Genomic DNA, 19,833 nt, shown 5'->3' on the forward strand with positions numbered 1-19,833 from the left:
GGGCATGGCCGTGGCGCGGGCACACGGCGAGCGGGGCTGGATCCTGCTGGTGGCGCCGCCTCCCAGTGGCGCGAGCGCGGGATCGGCAGCGCCCTGTTCGCCGAGGTGATGGCCGCGAAGCGGACGGGCCGGACGGCGGTGGTCGCGGCGGTCGGCGACGAACTCGTGGGCATGGCCGTGGCGCGGGCACACGGCGAGCGGGGCTGGATCCTGCTGGTGGCGCCGCCTCCCAGTGGCGCGAGCGCGGGATCGGCAGCGCCCTGCTCGCCGAGCCGGCACGACGGTTGAGGCACTCGGCGTGCGCCGCATCAGCGCCCTGCTGCCCGCCGACGCAGCCGGGACGAAGGCCCTGGATCGAGGAGTTCACCGAGGACATCGAGAAGTACAGCGGGAGGACGTCGAGAAGTACAGCCGGGTCCGAGGCGGGCACCGGCAACTCGGGGGCCGGCGCCGGTGATCCGGCCGGCGGTTCCCTCTTCCATGTCGTGCGGCCGACCGCGTCGGCTCAACTCCCGCTGCCGTACGGCCGCGTGAGGATCTCCAGCCGGTGGCCGTCGGGGTCGTCGAAGTACGCCCCGCGGCCGCCGTCGTTCGTGTTGATCTCGCCGGGACGGCGGTGGTACGGGTCCGCCCAGTAGGTGAGGTCCGCCTCCCGGATACGGGCGAAGATCGCGTCGAAGTCGTCCTCGGAGACCAGGAAGGCGTAGTGCTGCGGGGTGATGGGCTCGGTCGTCTCCATGTAGTCCAGCGTCACGCCGTTCGGTATCTCCACGGGCACGAACGGGCCGAAGTCCGGCGCCACTTCGAGCCCCAGGAGGCCGGCGAGGAACCTGGCCGACGCGTGGTTGTCGTGCGCGGCGACGATGGTGTGGTTCAGCCGCACGGTCATCGCGTGCACCTCCTCGTACATCGCTGCCGTACGCGGGCGCCCGGCGTCGGCACCCGCGTACAGCCCATCGGCAGCGCCGGACAGCGGCGCTCAGATCGTCGCGGTGTCGATCACGAACCGGTACCGGACGTCACTCGCCACCACCCGCTCGTACGCCTCGTTGATCCGGTCGGCGCCGATCAGCTCGATCTCGGCGCCCAGGCCGTGCTCGGCGCAGAAGTCGAGCATCTCCTGGGTCTCCGGGATGCCGCCGATGCCGGAGCTGCTCAGGCTGCGGCGGTTGCCGAACACGGAGGAGAGCAGGATCCGGACCGGCTCCTCGGGGATGCCCACGTTGACCATGGCGCCGTCGGTGCGCAGCAGCGACAGGTAGGCGTCGAAGTCGAGCGGCGCGGAGACCGTGTTGAGGATGATGTCGAAGGTGCCCTTGAGGTCCTCGAAGGTCTTCGGGTCGCTCGTCGCGTAGTAGTGGTCGGCGCCCAGCCGCAGGCCGTCGTCCTTCTTGCGCAGGGACTGCGAGAGGACGGTGACCTCCGCGCCGAGCGCGTGCGCGATCTTGACACCCATGTGGCCGAGGCCGCCGAGGCCCACGACGGCGACCTTCTTGCCGGGGCCGGCGTTCCAGTGCTTCAGCGGGGAGTACGTGGTGATGCCCGCGCAGAGCAGGGGCGCGGCCACGTCGAGGGCGAGGCCGTCGGGGATGCGGACGACGAAGTTCTCGTCGACGACGATCTTCTGGGCGTAGCCGCCGTAGGTGGGCTCGCCGTCCTTGCCGACGGCGTTGTACGTCCAGACCGGGCCGCTCTTGGAGCAGTACTGCTGCAGGCCGGCCCTGCAGTTGTCGCACTCGCGGCAGGAGTCGACCATGCAGCCGACGCCCACACGGTCGCCGACCTGGTATTTCGTGACGCCGGAGCCGACCTCGGAGACGATGCCCGCGATCTCGTGGCCGGGCACCATCGGGAAGATCGCGGTGCCCCAGCCCTCGCGGGCCTGGTGGATGTCCGAGTGGCAGATGCCGGCGAACTTGATGTCTATCAGTACGTCGAACTCGCCGACCGGACGCCGCTCGATCGTGGTCCGCTCCAGCGGGGCCTTCGCGGCGGGCGCGGCGTACGCAGCAACAGTGGTCATGGCGGTGGGTTCTCCTAGCGGGGGTCATGCGCGCCCGGCTGCCTTCTCGCCGGGCACCTCTCCACCCTGCCTCACTTACGGAGAAATCACCCAGTCCACACTTCTGCGTACGTCCGCTGGTCCTACCACTGGCGGGGTCAGGCTGCCCTGCGTACGACCATGAATACTGGAGGTATGGACGAACTGCCCGAATCCGCCGCCGCCCGGCCACTGGACCGGCGTGCCGAGCTCAGCGAGTTCCTGCGCAGCAGGCGGGCCCGGCTGAAGCCGGAGGACGTAGGACTGCCGGACTTCGGGCGGCACCGCCGGGTGCCCGGGCTGCGCCGCGAGGAGCTGGCGCAGCTGGCCGGGGTGTCCGTGGCGTACTACACGCGGCTGGAGCAGGGCAACGGGCGGAACGTGTCGGTGGAGGTGCTGGACTCGATCTCCCGCGCGCTGCGGCTGACGGACGCCGAGCACGCGCATCTGACCCACCTCGCCAAGGGCAAGCAGCACAAGAAGAAGGCCTCGGCGCGGCCGCAGCAGGTGCGCGGGTCGCTGCGGCAGCTGCTGGACACGATGGACGGCGTGCCCGCGTATGTGGCGGGGCGGCGGTCGGAGATCCTGGCGTGGAACCGGATGGCGGCGGCGCTCTTCGGTGACTGGGAGCAGCTGCCGGTCGCGGAGCGCAACTGGGCGCGGCTGGTGTTCCTGCACCCCGACTACCACGATCTCTTCGTCGACTGGGAGCAGAAGGCGATCGACATCGTCTGCCTCCTGCGGATGGACGCCGGCTGCTATCCCGACGACCCGCGCCTGTCCGCCCTGGTCGGGGAGCTGTCCGTGAAGAGCGCGGACTTCCGGCGCCTGTGGGCGAGGCACGACGTCAAGGAGAAGAGCCACGGGATCAAGCGGCTGCACCATCCGCTGGTGGGTGAGCTGTCCCTGAACTACGAGTCGTTCCGCATGCCGGACGACAGCGACCAGTCCCTGGTCACCTACCACGCGGAACCGGGCTCACCGTCGGCCGACGGTCTGCGTCTGCTGGCCAGCTGGGGCACGGACGCGGCGAGGGTCGTACCGTCGGCCTGAGGGCACCGTCCGGTCAGTCCCGCAGGCCCAGGTCGTCCCGCATGAGCCTGCGCATCGCCGTCAGCAGCGGTTCCGCCCCCTTGAGGTCGGACAGCGCCTGCCCCGCGCTCTCGCCCTCCTGGGCCAGGCCCCGGTCGAGCCGCTTGACCACGGCGTCGATGTCTGCCAGGACCCGGTTCACGGCACGTGACGCCTCCAGGATCCGCTCGGGTACGACCATCTGCGCCTCGGCGTAGTGGTCCCGGTACTCGCGCCGGGCCTCCTCCAGCTGATCGCGGTCCTGGTCCGTGTAGACGCCGTCGCGGATGCGGTGCAGGGCGTCCTTGAGGAGGGTGTGGAACTGGCGGGAGGCACGGTTCATGGCGGTGTAGGCCGCCCGCCGCTCCTCGAACCGCCGCCTGCGTTCGGCGAGTTCGGCGTCCTCGGCGCGCTGCCGCGCGCCGAGCCGATGGCTGAGGACGGGCGCGAAGAGCGTACCGAGGACGCCGACGACGGCGGTGATCATGGCTGTGATGGCGACGGTCACGGGGTGACCCTATGCGGTACCGGATGTATTCGACCGTGTGGGCCGTCATTGAGGCACACAAACACGGACGGCCCGCCGGAAGCTGCTCTTCCGACGGGCCGTTCGCTACCGGCCTGTTCAGCCGCTACGGCTCACTTGCCGTAGTAGGCGTTGTAGATCGAGACCGTCGACTTGTTGCCCTTCTTGTCGGCGATCTTGGCGTGGAAGGAGATGGCCTTGCCCTTGGCCGGGTTCTTGACGGTGATCTTGCCGTTGCGGACCTCGACCTTCTTCCAGGTCTGGCCGTAGTCGTACGACACGTACACCGACAGCGACTGCAGGTTGCGGCCCGCGGCCGCGCCCTCCACGGTGACCGGGAAGGTGACCGTCTTGTCGGCCTCGACGCGGCTGTCCGGGCCGGTCGTGGCGTTGAAGCGGAGGGTGGAGGCCGGCAGCATCACCACGTCGGAACCGGACGGCTTCTTGGAGTGGAAGGTCCAGCTCGCGTCGATCCGGGTCGAGGCGGCCGCGACCTTCACGGTCCGCTTGACCGAGGTGGTCAGCTTGTACTCGGCGTCGCCGGCCGGGACCTTGAAGGTCTCGCCGCCGAACAGCGGGTCGTCGTTGGAACCCACCTTGTGGCCGTTGCGGTACAGGGTCGTGATCACCGAGGTGAAGTCCGACGAGCCGGAGTTCTTGCTGGAGTCGGCGAACAGCGGCAGCACCCCGGAAATCTCGTTGCCCTCCCGGGCCAGGCCCAGGTACTTGCTGAGGTGCGGCCCGAAGACCGCCCTGTTGACCGTCCTGGTGTAGGTCTTGCCCGCCGCGAAGGCCTGGATGTCACCCACGCTGTAGAAGGCCTCGGGGATCGGGAAGCCGTCCGCGTCCACGCCGCCGAACTGGGTGAACTCGAGTTCCCACTGGGTCCCGCTCTGCGCGGACAGGTGCAGGGTACGGGTGCCGGGCAGCGTCTGCGTGATGCCGATGGCGGAACTGCCGGAGCCGCCGGGAAGCATGCCGAAGGCGGTGACCGCGCCCTTCTTGCCGCTCGCCGCCGCGCCCATGCCCACCTTCACCGTGGAAAGGTCGCCGGCCTTGTAGTGCTTGGCGTAGCCGGTGGCGAGCTGCTGGACCTTGCCGCCGGTCGTGGTGTCGTACTCCTCCTTGGCGCCCTTGCTCCAGTGCCCGTCCCACATCTGGGAGAGCGAACCGTCGGTGATCTTCGGGCCGAGGCCCGCGGTGTGGAAGTTCTCGTACCCGTTCAGGAACCAGCCGAAGCCGTACCCGCTGTCGCCGACCGAGACGTCGTACTCCGGCGCGGCGAACTCCGACTTGGCGGCCGCGTCGGGGACGGTGATGTCCACCGGCTTGGCCTTGCGAGCGTCCACCGTGATCGTCTGGTTCTTGCCGACGGTCAGCTTCGGCTGCGCGATCCAGTCGGCGCCCTTGGTGCCGTCCTCCGGGTCCACGAACAACGCGGAGTTCAGGATGTACGTGCCCTTGGGCGCGCGCACCTTCACCGTGCCGGAGGCGTCGTACGGCGTGAGGTCCCTGTTGTTGGCCAGGCCCGCGACACCGGTCAGGTCGACGTTGTAGTTCTTCGTCGGCTGACCGTCACGCCCGATGAACTTCAGCGTCACGTCGTACGACTGCACCTCCCGCTGCACCGCCGCGGCCGTGCGGACGGTCTGGCCGCCGCCGGTCGCGGTCACGTACGCGGAGTAGGCGCCGTCGAGGGTGCCGCCCAGCTTGGTGTTGACGGTGAAGTCGACGGAGGCCTTGCCGCCCGCCGGGACGGTCACCTTGTTCTTGGCGAGCGTGAAGAAGCCCGCCGGAGCCGCGTGACCCTTGGGGTCGGTGGCGGTGGTGGCCAGGTCGAGCGTGACGTCCTTGGTGCTCAGGTTGCGGTACGTCAGCTGCTTGGTGACCGGCTTGTCGTCGGTGTGCGGCCACTGCTGGACGCCGAAGCTCACCGACACCGGGTCGGCGATCACGGTCTGCTTGATGGCCTTGTCGACCGCGATCCGGCCGGAACCCTGCTGGAACGGCGTGTACTTGCCGCCCTTCGCGGAGCCGGTCAGGGCGGCCTTCAGCTCGGCGTAGCCCCAGTCGGGGTGCTCCTGCTTCAGGATCGCGGCGGCGCCCGCGACGTGCGGGGTCGCCATCGACGTGCCCGAGATGGTCAGGTAGCCCTCGGGCTTCTCGCCGACCTCCTTGTCGATGACGCTGCCCGGGGCCGCGGCGGCGGTGATGTCCACGCCGGGCGCGGTCACGTCCGGCTTGATGGCGCCGTCGCCGACACGCGGGCCGGTCGAGGAGAAGTCGGCCAGCTTGTCCTTCTTGTCGACGGCACCGACGGTGAGCGCGGAGTCCGCGCTGCCCGGCGAACCGATCGACTCGGGGCCCTCGTTGCCCGCGGCGATCGCGAACAGGATGCCCTTCTCGGTGGAGAGCTTGTTGACCTCGGCCTCAAGGGGGTCGATCTCGGGCGTGTCGTAGCCGCCCAGGCTGAGGTTGACGACGGAGGCGCCCTGCTGGGCCGCCCACTCCATGCCGGCGAGGATGCCGGAGTCGTCACCGGAACCGGTGTCGTCCAGGACCTTGCCGTTGAGGATCTTCGCGTCGGGCGCGACACCCTTGTACTTGCCGCCCGACTTGGCGCCGGTGCCCGCCGCGATGGACGCGACGTGCGTGCCGTGGCCGAAGTGGTCGGTGGCGTCGGCGGCCGCCGAGAAGTTCTTGGACTCGATCACCTGGTCCTTGAGGTCCGGGTGCGTCGCGTCGACACCCGTGTCCAGGACGGCGATCTTCACGCCCTTGCCGGTGTAGCCGGCCGCCCACGCCACGGGGGCGCCGATCTGCGGCACGGACTTGTCGAGGCTGGCCTTGCGGACGCCGTCGAGCCAGACGTGCGCGATGCCGGAGGCGGTCTTGTTGCCGTTGGTGACCGCGTCCCAGAGCTCGGACGTGTCCTTGGCCGGCGTCTGCACCGCGTCCGCGTTCAGGGTCCTCAGGCTGTGGCGCAGCGTGCCCGCGTCACGGACGTCGGCCTTGGTGGCCGCGGCGGCGCCGCTGTAGCCGACGATGACCTTCAGACCGTGCTTGAGGGACTTGCGGGTGGCGGCCTTGTTCAGCTCGGTGATGTCGAACAGCCGCTGGTCCAGCTTGCCGGAGGCGACCAGGTTGGCCGCGTCGGCGGGGATGACGAGGGTGTGCCCGTCGACCTTGCGGAACTGGAAGGGTACGTTCTCACGTCCCTTGGCCCGCTCCAGGCCGACGACCCGGCCCTTGGCGTCGACGGCGACCCGGTCGCCGGTGATCAGGGTGATGCGGTGCTTGGACGTGAGCGACGAGGCAGCGGCCGGTGCGCGCTGCTCGGACTTCGCCGACGCCGGGCTGGTCATGCCGGCGGCGAGGGCGACGGCTGCGGCAGTGGCCACAGTGGCCGCAGCCGCTCTTTTCACTTGTCTGCGCAAAACTCCCCCTGGAGATGGAGTACCGGGCCGGTGAATTCCCCGTTCACCCGGCCGGGGGCAGTCCCGAACGCACAAGCGTCAACCCCCCGGAACACGCAGTATGCCGGGGGGTGATCTGACGGCTCAATAGATGAGAGCGGGGTGAGAAAGCGCTCCCGGGAACTGTTACGCGCCGGGAGGAACACCGTTACAGACTTGGGAAGTTGAACGTCGGTGATCGGTGTTATACGCCCCGTGTCCGCCTACGCGCCCGCGTTCTCCTTCACCGTGATCCTGCCCTTGCGGATGGTCGCCAGGCGCGGGGCCTTCTTCGCGATCGCGGAGTCGTGCGTGACCATGATGAAGGTCAACCCGCGTTCCTTCCACATGCGTTCGAGAACCTCCATGATCTCATCACGCATACCCTCGTCGAGGTTGCCGGTCGGCTCGTCGGCGAGCAGCACCTTGGGCTGCTTCACCAACGCGCGGGCGATGGCGACGCGCTGCTGCTGTCCGCCGGACATCTCGGACGGGAGGTGTCCGAGGCGCTCGCCGAGACCGACCGACTTCAGTGCCTCCGCGGCCCGTTCGCGGCGTTCCTTCACCTTCACGCCGAGCGGTACGAGGGCGGTCTCGACGTTCTCCTGCGCGGTGAGCGTGGGGATCAGGTTGAAGGACTGGAAGACGAAGCCGATGTTCTCGCTGCGCACCTTGGTGAGTTTGGCCTCGGAGAGCTTGGCCAGGTCGGTGCCGTCCAGGACCACTTCGCCGGAGGTGGGCCGGTCGAGACCGCCGAGCATCTGGAGGAGCGTCGACTTCCCGCCGCCGGTGGGCCCCTGGATGACCAGGCGGTCACCGTCGCCGATGGTCAGGTCGATGCCGTCGAGGGCGTGGATGGTGTCCTTGCCCCGGGTGTAGCGCTTGGTGACACTTCTGAGTTCGTACATGGTGGGTGCAACTCTCATGAGAAGTAAGGGCGTTGGGGCCTGCCGACGGGGCAGGCCCCTGGCCGCGCGGACCGTGCGGACGGGTGCTACTCGACGCGCCGCAGGGCGTCCGCGGGGCGCAGGCGTGATGCGCGCCAACCGCCGAAGGCGCCGGCGATCAGACCGCCCGCCACGGCGAGGGCGACCGCCAGCGCGATGGTCGTCACGCTGACCGGTGCCGTGAGCGCGACCTCCAGGGACTTCGCCGCCTGCCGGCCGGGACCCCCGAAGCCGCCGCCGCCGAAGCCACCGCCGGGACCGCCGGGGCCGCCCGCGTTGCCTCCGGTGCTGCCGAGCGAGGCCTTGAGCGTCGGGCTGATCGCGGTGACGGCGTACGCGCCCGCCAGGCCGAGCGCGATGCCGAGGGCGCCGCCGACCAGACCGTTGACGACGGCCTCGCCGACCACCTGCCGGGTCACCCGGCCCGACTTCCAGCCCAGGGCCTTCAGCGTGCCGAACTCACGGACGCGCCGGGAGACGGCGGAGGAGGTGAGCAGACCGGCGACCAGGAACGCCGCGACCAGCACCGCGATGGACAGCCACTTGCCGACGTTGGTGGCGAGGCTGGAGGCGGTGGAGAGGGAGCCGGAGACCGTCTTGGCGAGGTCGGCGGAGGTCGTGACCGTCGTACCGGAGACGTTCTTCTGGATGACGCTCTTGACGGAGTCGATCTGCTGCGAGTCGGTGGCCTTGACGTAGATCGTGGTGATCTTGTTCTTCTCGCCGGCCAGCGTCTGCGCCTGCTTGAGCGGGATGTACAGGTTGGCCGCCGAGTCACCGCTGCTGGCGGTGGCGATGCCGATCACCTTGTACTTGACACCCTTGATGGTGACGGTGCTGCCGACCTTGTACTTCTTCGTCTTGGCGTAGGCCGAGTCGGCGACGACGACCTTGGCGTCCGTCTCGGTGGTCTTGAAGGTGCGGCCACTGGTGATCTTCGACGAGGTCAGCGGGCCGAGCGCGGACTTGGTGACGTCGGTGCCGAAGACCGTGTACTGGTTGATGTTGAAGTCGGCTCCGCCGCCCCGGACCTCGCCCTGCGGCTGGCCGTTGCCGCCGCCGTTGCCCTGGCCGGGGCCGCCCTGCTGATTGCCGCCGGAGTTCTGGTTCTGCTGGAACTGGCCGCGGGTGAACTGGCCGCTGACCTTCACCACGGTGAGGCTCAGGCCGCCGACGGCGGTCGAGACGCCCTTCTGGTCCGAGACCTTGTCGACGGTCGTCGAGGCGAGGGTGGTGAAACCCTGCACCATGACCCGGTCGCTGCTCTGCGACTTGGAGTCGCCCTTGTTCTGCGCGTCGAACTGGAAGCGCGGCCGCTGCGCGTCGCCGGTGGACGCCGACGCGGCCTTGGTGACGGTCATGTCCGTACCGAGGCCGTAGAGCGACTGGAGGACCTTGTCCTGGGCCTTCCCCATGCCGCTGGACACGGAGTTGACCACGATGACAAGCGCGATGCCCAGTGCGAGACCGGAGGCGACGACGAGGGCCGCCTTTCTGCGGCGGCGCAGTTCGCGCCTCAGGTAGGTGAAGAACATGGCCGCAAGCTAGGGACGCACCGTGATGACTCGATAAGGCCTAAATAAGAGATGCATGAGAAGGCTGTGGCCGACCCCAGAAAGGACCCAGAAAGGGCTCGGAACGGGCTCGGAACGGGCCCGGAAACGCCGATGCCGCCCCTGGGGGCGGCATCGGTCAAGCTGTGGGAACGCTGTGCTCAGACGGCCGAACCGGCCTTCCACTGCGCCCAGTCCAGGTTCCAGCCGTTGAGGCCGTTGTCCGGGGCCACGGTCTTGTCGCCGGTGTTCTTGACGACGACCACGTCACCGAGGATCGAGTGGCTGTACATCCACGCGGCCGGCGTGTTCGGGTCGTTCGCACCCTTGGTGTCGGACAGACCCACACAGCCGTGGCTGGTGTTGACGCTGCCGAAGACGGACTTCGCGCCCCAGTAGTTGCCGTGCAGGAAGGTGCCGGAGCTGGTCAGGCGGATGGCGTGCGGCACGTCCTTGATGTCGTACTCGCCCTTGCCGTCGTCGTCGGTGAAGCCCACGGTCGCGCCGTTCATGCGCGTCTCCTTGAACTTCTCCGACATGACCATGATGCCCTGGTACGTCTTGTTCTCGGGCGAACCGGCGGAGATCGGGATGGTCTTGACGGTCTTGCCGTCCTGCGTGACCTTCATCTGCTTGGTCTGCGCGTCGACGTAGGAGACCTGGTTGCGGCCGATGTGGAAGGTGACCGTCTTCTGCTGCACGCCGTAGACACCGGAGGCACCCTGGACGCCGTCGAGCGCGAGCTTCAGCGTGACGGTGGAGTTCTCCTTCCAGTACGTCTCCGGGCGGAAGTCGATGCGGTTGGCGTTGAACCAGTGGCCGACGACCTCCTGGCCGCTGCTGGAGGTGACCGTGATGCCCTTCTGGACGGCGGCCTTGTTGGTGATCGCCTTGTCGAAGTTGATCGACACGGGCATGCCGACGCCGACGGTGGAGCCGTCCTCCGGCGTGAAGTTGCCTATGAAGCTGTTGGCCGGGGAGACCGTGGTGAAGGAGGCGTTCTCGTGGGCGACGCGGCCCTCGGCGTCCTTGGCCTCCGCGGCGACCTTGTAGCCGGTGGAGCGCTCCAGCTGGGCGCTCGGCTTCCAGGTCTTCTTGTCGGCGGACAGCGCGCCGGTGACGGCCTTGCCGTCGGCGGTGGTCATGGTCACGCTCGTGAGCGTGCCCTTGCTGACGGTGACGGCGGCGGAGTTGTTGATGGAGGCGTCGTTCGAGCCGTCCTTGGGTGTGATCGTGATCTGGGCCTCGGAGGACTTCTTGGCGGCCGCCTCGTCCGCCTTCGCCTGCGACGTGTCGCCGCCGCCGCTGCCGGAGGCCTTGTCGCCGCCACCGGAACACGCCGTGAGCACCAGCACACCGCCGAGCAGTGCGGACGCGGCCATCAGGCCCTTGCGCCGCTTACTGTCCGTCATCACACGCTTCTCCATCGTCGCCGAGTCCACGAAACACCGAGAGTCCCCGTTGAGAACCTTCAACGCTACGGCCCGTGCTTCCCGTTCCACATTCCGCGGAGGTGTGGGGCACGCCACGTCCACGGGGGCGGGTGGTGAGGGAGTCGGCCGTGCGCCCCCTGGGACGACGAAAACCCCGGACGGCGATTGCCGCCCGGGGTCACGCGTTCCCCAGGACGCTCAGCCGATGCCGTCCGCTTCCTCGTCGTCCTCGTCCTCCTCGACATCATCCCCGTCGAGGTCCCAGTCCGGTGAGTCGGGGTCGTACTCGATCCGCTCGCTGGACCAGGAGGCCTGCTGGAGCTCGACCCCCGGCACCTCACTGACGAGGTCGAAGGGATCCACGAGATACGCGAGGGCCTCCGCGGTGTCCTCCGTCACGGCCCCTTCGGCGTGCGCCCGCTCCTCTTCCGGCATCTCGGTGTCACCGGCGAGGCGCTGCAGCGCCCGCTTCGTCACGGCGTCCTCGTCCTCGACCTCAAGGACCAACTCCACCCGAAGGCGTACAAAACGTGATGTCTCTGGAGTGCTCATGCCCGGAGCGTAAGGCCGAAACCTCTCGTGACTTTCCCGTGACCCGCTATTTTCACTAACATCGCCCCACACGGCCAATTCGCCAGCGTCACAAGGGGGATCGATATTCCGTGTCATCCGCTCGCCGCCCGCTGCTGACCGCCACCGCCGCGGGGACCCTCCTGTGCGCCCTGTGGTTCGTCCCCTCCGCCAACGCGTCACAGGACACCTCGGCGAGAGCGGAGACTTCGGCGACCCAGGTCACACAGCAGGCCAAGGCACTGTCGGAGGCGACCACGGAGACCGCCGCGGACACCACGGCGGACACCGCGACGGACACCGCGGCCGGCACCCAACTGGCCGACACCGGAAGCCCCGACACCACGCCCTATGTCGTGGGCGGCACGCTCTCCCTCGCCGTGGGCGCGTGTTTTGTGGTGTATTCGGTACGCCGGGAACGCCTGGGCTTTTAATGAACTTGACGATTCTTTGACTCGCGCCTCATAGTCCGCTCATGAAGAGATCATCGGGTGTTCGGCTGTGCGCCGCTACCGCAGCGAGCGTGCTGTCGCTCGCCCTCATCACGGGCTGCTCCGACGGCGGTTCGAAGGACTCCGGGGACACCAAGGGCGGCAAGGCCGACAAGCCGGCCGCGAAGGCGCTGAGCGCCGCCGAGTTGCAGAAGCTGATCATCGCCAAGGGCGAGGTGCCCGGGTACAAGGTCGGGCCCGTCGAGGGGGGCATCCCCGCCGACGACAAGGTCAAGGCGGACGACTCCAAGTGCGACCCGCTGCTCGATGCCATGACCGGCATCGCGCCCGGCGACCCGGCGGCGAACACCAGCCGTATGGCCACCGAGAACAAGAAGGCCCCCACGGACGACGCCACGTCCCTGGACGACCTGGCCGACGGCAAGTTCGAGGACGCGCTCAACAAGTCCATGGACCTGGACGTCACGGTGGTCACCCTGGCCTCGTACGACGGCGACGGCGCCGAGAAGGGCCTGCAGGAGGTCTCCGACGCGGTGAAGGCCTGCGCGGGCGGCTTCTCCGGCGAGCAGGACGGTGAGAAGGGGAAGTTCACCAAGGTCGCCGAGGAGAAGTCCTCGGGCACGGGTGACGAGTCGCTGGCCTTCACCGCGACCAACGACTCGGGGGACGAAGGCGCCCTGCCGCTGCACGCGGAGGTCGTGCGGCACGGGAACACCCTCGCCACGTACACCACCATCAACATCGGCGCGATGATGAACAAGAAGGCCTACACGGTGTCGGCCCCGGTCATCAAGGCCCAGGCGGCCAAGCTGAAGTGACGCGAAAGACGTGAAAGGGGCCCTGCCGTCCGGCAGGGCCCCTTCCTGTCGCTCCTCCTACCGAAGCGGTCCGGTGACCGTCTCCGCGGCGGCGACGAGCCCGCCGCCCCGCACGAAGGCGTCGGCGGCCGCGAGGTCGGGCGCCAGGAACCGGTCCGGACCCGGGCCCTCGACACCGGCCGCACGGGCGGCCTCGATGACCGCCTGCGACGCCGGAGCCGGGGCGAGGCCCTCGCGCAGCTCGATGGCGCGGGTCGCGGCATACAGCTCGACGGCGATGATCCGGGTCAGGTTGTCGACGGCGGTGCGCAGCTTGCGCGCGGCCGACCAGCCCATGGACACGTGGTCCTCCTGCATTGCGGAGGAGGGGATCGAGTCCGCGGAGGCGGGTACGGCGAGCCGCTTCATCTCGCTGACCAGGGCGGCCTGCGTGTACTGGGCGATCATGAGCCCGGAGTCGACGCCCGCGTCGTCCGCGAGGAACGGCGGCAGGCCGTGGCTGCGGTTCTTGTCGAGCAGCCGGTCGGTGCGGCGCTCGGCGATGGAGCCGAGGTCGGCGGCGGCGATGGCGAGGAAGTCCAGGACGTAGGCCACCGGGGCGCCGTGGAAGTTGCCGTTGGACTCGACGCGACCATCGGGCAGCACGACCGGGTTGTCGACGGCGGAGGCCAGCTCGCGCTCGGCGACCAGACGGGCGTGCGCGAGGGTGTCGCGGCCGGCGCCGGCGACCTGCGGGGCGCAGCGCACGGAGTAGGCGTCCTGGACGCGGGGCGCGCCGTCCTGGTGGTGGCCGGTGAGCTGCGAACCCTTGAGCACGGCCAGCATGTTGGCGGCGGAGGCACCCTGGCCCGGGTGCGGGCGGATGGCGTGCAGCTCGGGGGCGAGCACCTTGTCCGTGCCGAGCAGCGCCTCCAGGCTGAGGGCGGCGGTGATGTCGGCGGACTTGTAGAGCATGTCGAGGTCGTCGAGAGCCATGAACAGCATGCCGAGCATGCCGTCGGTGCCGTTGAGGAGGGCGAGGCCCTCCTTCTCGCGCAGTTCCACAGGGGTGATGCCGTGCTCGGCGAGCAGTTCGCCGGCGGGGCGGACGGTCCCGTCGGGTCCTTCGGCGTCGCCCTCGCCCATGAGCGTGAGGGCGCAGTGCGACAGGGGGGCCAGGTCGCCGGAGCAGCCGAGGGAGCCGTACTCGTGCACGACCGGGGTGATGCCGGCGTTCAGCACGTCGGCCATGGTCTGGGCGACCTCGGGCCGCACGCCCGTGTGTCCCGAGCAGACGGTCTTGAGGCGCAGGAACATCAGGGCCCGGACGACTTCCCGCTCGACGCGCGGCCCCATGCCGGCGGCGTGCGAGCGGACGATGTTGCGCTGCAGCTGGGCGCGCAGCTCCTGGCTGATGTGCCGGGTCGCCAGGGCGCCGAAGCCGGTGCTGACGCCGTAGACGGGTTCCGGCTTGGCCGCCAGCGCGTCCACGATCTCCCGGGCCGCCGCCAGGGCCGCCACCGCGTCCGGGGAGAGCTCGACCCGGGCGCCACCGCGCGCCACGGCGAGAACGTCGGACGCCGTGACACCGGACGTCCCCACCACCACAGTGTGCATATCCATATTCAGGAGCGTACGCATTGAATGCGATGATGTCACTAGTGGGGGGCGGGACTGACCCTTACCCGGCTCACCTCACAGCGGGCGCCCCCGGAAACTCCGCCGCTCGGCCCGCCCGGGAGGCGGCGCGTCGGCCAGGCGCACGACCAGGTCGCCCGGACCCTCACGGCCGGCCACGACCGGCCTGTCGGCGCGGACCGCCTTGGCGCGGTACTGCGCGGCGTCGGCGAGGCGGAAGAGACGGCGCGCCGTCTGGACCGGACCGATGGGCTCCTCCGTGGAGGCGATCCCGCACGCGACGCCCTCACCCAGCTCCAACTCCGAGGCGCGACGGCACAGTTCGTCCGCGGCCTTGACCACGTCGTCCACGGCCGGACCGACCGAGAGGAGACAGAACTCGTCGCCGCCCAGACGCGCCGCGAGGGCCCCGGGCAGCATCGCGCCGCACAGCGACAGCACCGAGCCGAACCGCTCCAGGAGGCGGTCGCCGACGGCGTGCCCACAGGTGTCGTTGACGCGCTTGAGCCCGTTCAGGTCACAGACGACGAGACTCACCACGGCCCCCTCCCTGCGGTGCAGTTCGATGGCCTCGTCGAGGCGTACGTCGACGGCCCGCCGGTTGGCCAGGCCGGTGAGCGCGTCGGTGTACGCCAGGCGCCGGGCTTCCTCCAGCCGCTCGGTCTGCGCGATCCCGGCGGCGACGACGGCCGCCAGCACGGTGGCGAAGTCGGCGTCGGCCCCGTCCAGGACGGGCGCACCGGCCGGGCGGGCGACGTACAGCTCGCCCCAGGCACGGCCGTGCAGCACGACCGGGGCGACCACGCAGCAGCCGCGGCCGCGGCGGCGCAGGGCGGCGACGCGCCGGTGGAAGTAGCCGGGGCGGCCGGCGGCGAGTCCGTCGGCGGTCTCCACCCAGGCGTTGGGCCCGCCGCCGCCCGCCCACCGCTCGTGCAGGAACTCGGTGATCTCGGGGAACTGGTGCACGGGGTAGGCCTCGTTCTCCGGGAACTCCTCCTCGTCCTGGGTGCGCTCGCCCACGTTCACGAGGACGCGCAGCCGCCCGAGGTCCCGTTCCCACACCGACAGCGCGGCGAAGCTCCCGTCCAGCGCGCGGCACGCGCCGAGCGCCGCGGCGCGCCATGACTCACGCGGGGTGTGCGCCGCCGCCATCCCCTGCGCCAGGGTCACGACGGCCGCGAGCCGCTTGTCCTCACCCATCACTCCAGGTTAGGGACGTTTGACCCGAAACGGGACATTGGTACGGCGATCAGGTGGACCGCTCGCCGTGCGGGCGGTCGGGCGGGGTGCCTTGCCTTGCGTCACTCTCCGGGCCACTGCGGCTTCCGCTTCTCGTTGAACGCCGCGACGCCCTCCGCCCGGTCCCCCGAGAACGCCACGGACCGCCAGGCCGCGTCCTCGACCTCAAGGCCGGCCCTCAGGTCCAGTCCCTGCCCGAGCCGCAGCGCCCGCTTCGCCGCCCGCAGGCCGACCGGGGAGTTCCCGGCGATCCGGGCGGCCAGGGCCAGCGCCTCCTCCCGGTCGCGGCCCTCCTCCACCAGCTGGTCGACCAGCCCGAGCTCAAGCGCCTCGGCCGCCTCCAGGCGCCGCGCCGAGAAGATCAGTTCGGCCGCCCGCGCGGCCCCGACCCGCCGCGGCAGCAGCTGCGTCCCACCGCCGCCCGGAATCACCCCGACGGACACCTCGGGCAGTCCCACCACGGCCGTACGGTCGGCCACGATCAGGTCGCAGGACAGCGCGAGTTCGAAGCCGCCGCCCAGCGCGAATCCGTGCACCGCGGCGATCGTCGGCATCGGCAGTTCCAGCACCCCGGTGTACGCGCCCCGCGCCACCGGCCGCTGCCGTACCAGGTCCGCGTCGGTGAAGGAGTTCCGCTCCTTCAGGTCGGCCCCGACGCAGAACGCCCTCTCGTGCGTCGACGTCACGACGACCACCCGCGCGTCCCGGTCGGCGGCGAGCGCGGCGCACGCGCCCCCGATGGACCGGGCCATCTCCGTGGAGACGGCGTTCATCGCCTTGGGCCGGTCCAGTACGAGCTCCGCGACATGTCCGTGCCGCCGCACCAGCACGTGCTCCCCGAACCGCTCCTCGCTCATGACACCCTCCGGTCGACGTGTTAACGCGGGTTAACCTTCTGCCGCCCTGATCATCGCAGCCGTGCCCGGCCGGGGAAAGAGCCGGTCCGTCGTCCCCGTTCGAGTGACATTTCGCCCGAGCCCCGCCACACCGCCCGTGGGAGCGCATAGCGTGCGCTCCGCCACGGCGCATCGGGGGGCGCGCAGCCGGGAGGGATCGCGATGACGGACACGGAGACAACAGGTACCGGGGCAAGCGGCACCGAGACGACAGACGCGCCCGCGGAAACGTTCAACGGTGCGGATGCTGATACGGATGCGGATACGGATACGGTCGCCGCCGTGCCCTTCCCCCGGCGCGGGCGGCACCGCAGGCCCCGCCCGCGCAAGGTCCTGCTCGCCGCCGGAGGGCTCGCGCTGGCCGCCGGTGTCCTCAGCCTCCTACGCATGTCACCGGAGTCCGGAGTCGGTTCCCCGGGAACCGCCGAGGCGGAACCCCGGCTGGATCCGGGCGGCGGCACCGACCACCGGTCGGCGACGAACACGGCGGGTGTCGCGAGCGCGCCGACGGGCCTGCCCTCGGCCACCTCCGTCATGGGCGGGGTGAGCGCCGCTCCGGCCTGGCCCACCGCCTCGCCTCTCCCGACGGACATCCCCACGGCGATCCCGACGGCCGCCCCTCGGACCACACACGGCCCGTCGGGTACCGGCACCACACCGGTGCCGACCACGACGACCTCGGCCGGCCCACGCCCCGACCCGACACGCACACAGGCACCGGCGCCGGCCCCGAGTCACTCCAGGATCGCCCCGGCACCGCGGCCGAGCCGGGGCGGAGGCCTGTGCGTGCCGGTCATAGGACTGTGCGTGGACCCGCTGCGAGCCCCGCGCGGCCACGGCCTGTTGCCCTAGAGTTCCCTGGGGTTCCCTGTGGTTCCCTAGGGTTCGCCGTCCCGGCGGGTGAGCAGCCAGGGCTCGACGACGCCGAGTCCGCGGACCGGGCGCTGCCACATCGGCTGCAGAGCGAAGCGGTACGTCGGCGGCTCCTCGCCCTCCTTCTCGGCGGCGGCAGCGGCCTCGGCCGCGTCCGCCTCCGAGGCGGGTGCCTCGCCGCTGCGGATGAGCTCCTCCGCGAAGGCGCTGTCGACGAGGACGGCGTCGCGCGGTGCTATCGAGGTCAGCCGGGAGGCGAGGTTCACCGTCGTTCCGAAGACATCGCCCATTCGGGTGGTCACCGTGCCGAACGCCATGCCGACGCGCAGCTCGGGCATCGTCTCGTCGTGCGCCATCGTCTCGACCAGGCGCAGCGCGATGTCGGCGGCGGTGCCCGCGTCGTCGGCGGCGTACAGCACCTCGTCGCCGAGGGTCTTGATGAGTCGGCCGCCGCGCGCGGCCACCAGGTCGGCGGCGGTGGTCTCGAAGGCCTCGACGAGTTCGCCGAGTTCCTCCTCCTCCATCCGGCGGGTCAGCCGCGTGAACCCGACGAGGTCGGCGAAGCCGACCGCTAGCCGCCGGTCGACCATCTCCTCGTCGTCGGCTCCCTGCACGACCCGGCCGGCCGAGGCGGCGAGCTGGCGGCGCCAGACGTAGACCAGGAACTCCTCCAGCTCGGGCAGGAGCAGCTCGACGATCGGGTACGTCACCTCGGTGCGCGTCATGCCCGGCTCGGGCGGCTCGGTCAGCCCCTCCAGGAAGGAGTCGATCTGCCATTCGGCCAGACGGGCGGTGGTCTGCCCGGTGGACCGGGCCACCTGCACCGCCATGGCCTCGCTGAGCAGCCCCGCCTCGACGAGACCGGCGAGGCGGCGCAGGGCGAGCACGTCGGCCTCGGTGAGGGCCTTGGCCTGCCCGATGTCGGCGAAGCCCATGGCCCGCCAGAAGCGGGAGGCCAGCTCCATCGAGACACCGGCGCTGCGGGCCGCCTGGAACGGGGTGTAGCGGCGCTCGGCACCCAGGATGAGCGTCTCGAGGCGCAGGGCAAGGGGATCCTCGCCGGAATCGGCGGCGTGGGAGTCCTCCCGCTCGAGCGGAGTCGGGGGTGGGGGAGGGTCCACCCGGCCGTCCGCGCCCGCGCCGGAGCCCGTGTCGTCGACGGTCACGCCTGCTGCCCTTCCGATCTGCCGCGGTCACGTATCGACCGGCCTCAACTCTACGGCAGGTGTGCGCCAGCTCACTCCGTCAGGTGGGGCCGACGGTGAGGCGTCCGGTGCCGGCCGGTCACCCGGCGTTGATGTGGGAGTCCACTGGGGGCTGCCGCCCCCGGACCCCCGCTTCGGCCATCGTTTCTTCTCAGGCCGGCCGCAGGTGGACGATGTCTCCCGCCCCTACCGGCTCCTGCACCCCGTTCTCCGTGGCGAGGACCAGCCGTCCGTCGCCGTCGATCGCCACGGCCTCCCCGACGATCGACCGGTCGCCCGGGAGTTCGGCCCGTACGACCCGGCCCAGCGTCGCGCAGCCCGCCGCGTACGCCTCCTGGAGGCCGCTGACCGCGGGGTCGCCCCCGGCCGACCGCCAGCGCCCGTACCAGTCCTCCAGGGACCGCAGGACGGCCCGCAGCAGCGGGTCCCGGTCCGTGGTCACGGCTCCGGCCAGCGCCAGCGAGCCGGCCTGCGGCACCGGAAGCTCGTCCGCACGGAGCGTGACGTTGATGCCGACGCCGACGACCACGCCGTCCTCACCGGCCCGCTCCGCCAGGATTCCGCCGGTCTTGCGCTCCTCGTCACCCACGGTCACCAACACGTCGTTGGGCCACTTGAGTGCCGTGTCCACACTCGCCGACCGCGCCAGTGCTGTCGCCACCGCCACGCCCGTGAGCAGCGGCAGCCAGCCCCAGCGGGCCAACGGCACCTCGGCGGGGCTGAGCAGCACCGAGAAGAAGAGGCCGGAGCGGGGCGGTGCCGTCCACTGGCGGTCCAGGCGGCCCCGCCCGGCGGTCTGCTCCTCGGCGACGAGCACCGCGCCCTCGTCCGCGTCCCCCGCGACGGCCCGGGCCACGAGGTCGGAGTTGGTGGATCCGGTGCGCTCCACGACCTCGATGTCGCAGTAGAGACCACCGTGGCCGCCCTCCCGTACCAGTGCCCGGCGCAGCGCGGTGGCGTTCAGGGGCGGGCGGTCGAGGTCGGACCAGCGGCTGTTGTTCGCGTCTGAAGCATCTCGCGGCGTCATGCAAGCCACCTTAGGTGTGGTAAACGCCGCACTGCCGATTGGTAGGCACGCCACTACGCTACGGATGAGTAACCGTCCCCCCTTTTGAGCAGGCAGGGAGCCGCATCCCG

Annotated in this window: 17 protein-coding genes and 1 pseudogene; 5 read left to right on the forward strand and 13 right to left on the reverse strand. The window is 70.5% G+C overall.

All coding sequences use genetic code 11. The features are described from left to right. Positions 1-288: pseudogene (locus tag ACIPSA_RS09170) on the forward strand (hypothetical protein); the annotation flags it as partial. A 217-nt stretch (positions 289-505) separates the two neighbouring features. Here ACIPSA_RS09170 and ACIPSA_RS09175 read toward each other — a convergent pair. Together ACIPSA_RS09175 and ACIPSA_RS09180 are read right to left on the reverse strand one after the other, a co-directional pair. Continuing rightward, a complete protein-coding gene (locus tag ACIPSA_RS09175) occupies positions 506-889 on the reverse strand; it encodes a VOC family protein (protein WP_402630786.1) in 384 nt (127 codons plus the stop codon). Between the two features lie 90 nt (positions 890-979). Then, positions 980-2,023, reverse strand: coding sequence for an NAD(P)-dependent alcohol dehydrogenase (locus tag ACIPSA_RS09180; RefSeq protein WP_402630789.1), 1,044 nt, complete (start codon positions 2,021-2,023; stop codon positions 980-982). A 174-nt stretch (positions 2,024-2,197) separates the two neighbouring features. Here ACIPSA_RS09180 and ACIPSA_RS09185 point away from each other — a divergent pair, with 174 nt between their 5' ends. Next, a complete protein-coding gene (locus ACIPSA_RS09185; protein WP_402630792.1) occupies positions 2,198-3,094 on the forward strand; it encodes a helix-turn-helix domain-containing protein in 897 nt (298 codons plus the stop codon). A gap of 13 nt (positions 3,095-3,107) precedes the next feature. Here the strand turns inward: ACIPSA_RS09185 and ACIPSA_RS09190 are convergent, their stop codons facing one another. The 6 genes from ACIPSA_RS09190 to ACIPSA_RS09215 form a co-directional block, all read right to left on the reverse strand. After that, positions 3,108-3,620 (reverse strand): hypothetical protein, encoded by a 513-nt coding sequence (locus ACIPSA_RS09190; RefSeq protein WP_402630794.1) that lies wholly within the window; start codon positions 3,618-3,620, stop codon positions 3,108-3,110. Positions 3,621-3,751: 131 nt separating this feature from the next. Then, positions 3,752-7,063, reverse strand: a complete 3,312-nt coding sequence (locus ACIPSA_RS09195) for a S8 family serine peptidase (protein WP_402630797.1) — start codon at positions 7,061-7,063, stop codon at positions 3,752-3,754. A gap of 254 nt (positions 7,064-7,317) precedes the next feature. Continuing rightward, positions 7,318-8,001, reverse strand: a complete 684-nt coding sequence (locus ACIPSA_RS09200; RefSeq protein ID WP_402630800.1) for an ABC transporter ATP-binding protein — start codon at positions 7,999-8,001, stop codon at positions 7,318-7,320. An 86-nt stretch (positions 8,002-8,087) separates the two neighbouring features. Next, complete coding sequence (locus ACIPSA_RS09205) at positions 8,088-9,575, reverse strand: ABC transporter permease (RefSeq protein ID WP_402630802.1); 1,488 nt, start codon at positions 9,573-9,575, stop codon at positions 8,088-8,090. A gap of 179 nt (positions 9,576-9,754) precedes the next feature. Continuing rightward, complete coding sequence (locus tag ACIPSA_RS09210; protein ID WP_402630805.1) at positions 9,755-11,020, reverse strand: Ig-like domain-containing protein; 1,266 nt, start codon at positions 11,018-11,020, stop codon at positions 9,755-9,757. A 204-nt stretch (positions 11,021-11,224) separates the two neighbouring features. Continuing rightward, complete coding sequence (locus ACIPSA_RS09215; protein ID WP_402630808.1) at positions 11,225-11,578, reverse strand: hypothetical protein; 354 nt, start codon at positions 11,576-11,578, stop codon at positions 11,225-11,227. Positions 11,579-11,688: 110 nt separating this feature from the next. On the opposite strand from ACIPSA_RS09215, the gene ACIPSA_RS09220 reads away from it, so the two are divergent. After that, entirely contained in the window at positions 11,689-12,030 is a 342-nt protein-coding gene (locus ACIPSA_RS09220) for a hypothetical protein (RefSeq protein ID WP_402630811.1), read from the forward strand. A 41-nt stretch (positions 12,031-12,071) separates the two neighbouring features. After that, the gene (locus ACIPSA_RS09225) at positions 12,072-12,866 is read left to right on the forward strand and encodes a hypothetical protein (protein ID WP_402630814.1); all 795 of its coding nucleotides are present in this window, start codon (positions 12,072-12,074) and stop codon (positions 12,864-12,866) included. A gap of 57 nt (positions 12,867-12,923) precedes the next feature. Here the strand turns inward: ACIPSA_RS09225 and hutH are convergent, their stop codons facing one another. The 3 genes from hutH to ACIPSA_RS09240 all read right to left on the reverse strand — a co-directional run bounded on the left by hutH (position 12,924) and on the right by ACIPSA_RS09240 (position 16,579). Continuing rightward, complete coding sequence (gene hutH / locus ACIPSA_RS09230) at positions 12,924-14,462, reverse strand: histidine ammonia-lyase (protein WP_402631726.1); 1,539 nt, start codon at positions 14,460-14,462, stop codon at positions 12,924-12,926. 78 nt (positions 14,463-14,540) lie between these two features. Further along, the gene (locus tag ACIPSA_RS09235) at positions 14,541-15,683 is read right to left on the reverse strand and encodes a diguanylate cyclase domain-containing protein (protein WP_402630817.1); all 1,143 of its coding nucleotides are present in this window, start codon (positions 15,681-15,683) and stop codon (positions 14,541-14,543) included. Between the two features lie 101 nt (positions 15,684-15,784). Next, entirely contained in the window at positions 15,785-16,579 is a 795-nt protein-coding gene (locus tag ACIPSA_RS09240; RefSeq protein WP_402630820.1) for an enoyl-CoA hydratase/isomerase family protein, read from the reverse strand. A 321-nt stretch (positions 16,580-16,900) separates the two neighbouring features. Here ACIPSA_RS09240 and ACIPSA_RS09245 point away from each other — a divergent pair, with 321 nt between their 5' ends. Next, positions 16,901-17,470 carry a hypothetical protein gene (locus tag ACIPSA_RS09245; protein ID WP_402630823.1) on the forward strand — a complete coding sequence of 190 codons (570 nt, stop codon included), beginning with the start codon at positions 16,901-16,903 and terminating at the stop codon, positions 17,468-17,470. Between the two features lie 26 nt (positions 17,471-17,496). Here the strand turns inward: ACIPSA_RS09245 and ACIPSA_RS09250 are convergent, their stop codons facing one another. Both ACIPSA_RS09250 and ACIPSA_RS09255 read right to left on the reverse strand, forming a co-directional pair. After that, entirely contained in the window at positions 17,497-18,657 is a 1,161-nt protein-coding gene (locus tag ACIPSA_RS09250; protein WP_402630826.1) for an adenylate/guanylate cyclase domain-containing protein, read from the reverse strand. Positions 18,658-18,847: 190 nt separating this feature from the next. Next, positions 18,848-19,723: a biotin--[acetyl-CoA-carboxylase] ligase gene (locus tag ACIPSA_RS09255; protein WP_402630828.1), complete on the reverse strand. Its 876-nt coding sequence runs from the start codon at positions 19,721-19,723 to the stop codon at positions 18,848-18,850. Positions 19,724-19,833: the final 110 nt, after the last annotated feature.

The sequence above is a fragment of the Streptomyces sp. NPDC086549 genome, from assembly GCF_044746205.1.
Lineage (GTDB): Bacteria > Actinomycetota > Actinomycetes > Streptomycetales > Streptomycetaceae > Streptomyces.

Bases quoted from the DNA above. Each gene is read 5' to 3' on its own strand.
- ACIPSA_RS09175 (WP_402630786.1), bottom strand. From the start codon at position 889: ATGACCGTGCGGCTGAACCACACCATCGTCGCCGCGCACGACAACCAC.
- ACIPSA_RS09180 (WP_402630789.1), bottom strand. From the start codon at position 2,023: ATGACCACTGTTGCTGCGTACGCCGCGCCCGCCGCGAAGGCCCCGCTG.
- ACIPSA_RS09185 (WP_402630792.1), top strand. From the start codon at position 2,198: ATGGACGAACTGCCCGAATCCGCCGCCGCCCGGCCACTGGACCGGCGT.
- ACIPSA_RS09200 (WP_402630800.1), bottom strand. From the start codon at position 8,001: ATGTACGAACTCAGAAGTGTCACCAAGCGCTACACCCGGGGCAAGGAC.
- ACIPSA_RS09205 (WP_402630802.1), bottom strand. From the start codon at position 9,575: ATGTTCTTCACCTACCTGAGGCGCGAACTGCGCCGCCGCAGAAAGGCG.
- ACIPSA_RS09210 (WP_402630805.1), bottom strand. From the start codon at position 11,020: ATGGAGAAGCGTGTGATGACGGACAGTAAGCGGCGCAAGGGCCTGATG.
- ACIPSA_RS09215 (WP_402630808.1), bottom strand. From the start codon at position 11,578: ATGAGCACTCCAGAGACATCACGTTTTGTACGCCTTCGGGTGGAGTTG.
- ACIPSA_RS09225 (WP_402630814.1), top strand. From the start codon at position 12,072: ATGAAGAGATCATCGGGTGTTCGGCTGTGCGCCGCTACCGCAGCGAGC.
- hutH (WP_402631726.1), bottom strand. From the start codon at position 14,462: ATGCACACTGTGGTGGTGGGGACGTCCGGTGTCACGGCGTCCGACGTT.
- ACIPSA_RS09235 (WP_402630817.1), bottom strand. From the start codon at position 15,683: ATGGGTGAGGACAAGCGGCTCGCGGCCGTCGTGACCCTGGCGCAGGGG.
- ACIPSA_RS09240 (WP_402630820.1), bottom strand. From the start codon at position 16,579: ATGAGCGAGGAGCGGTTCGGGGAGCACGTGCTGGTGCGGCGGCACGGA.
- ACIPSA_RS09255 (WP_402630828.1), bottom strand. From the start codon at position 19,723: ATGACGCCGCGAGATGCTTCAGACGCGAACAACAGCCGCTGGTCCGAC.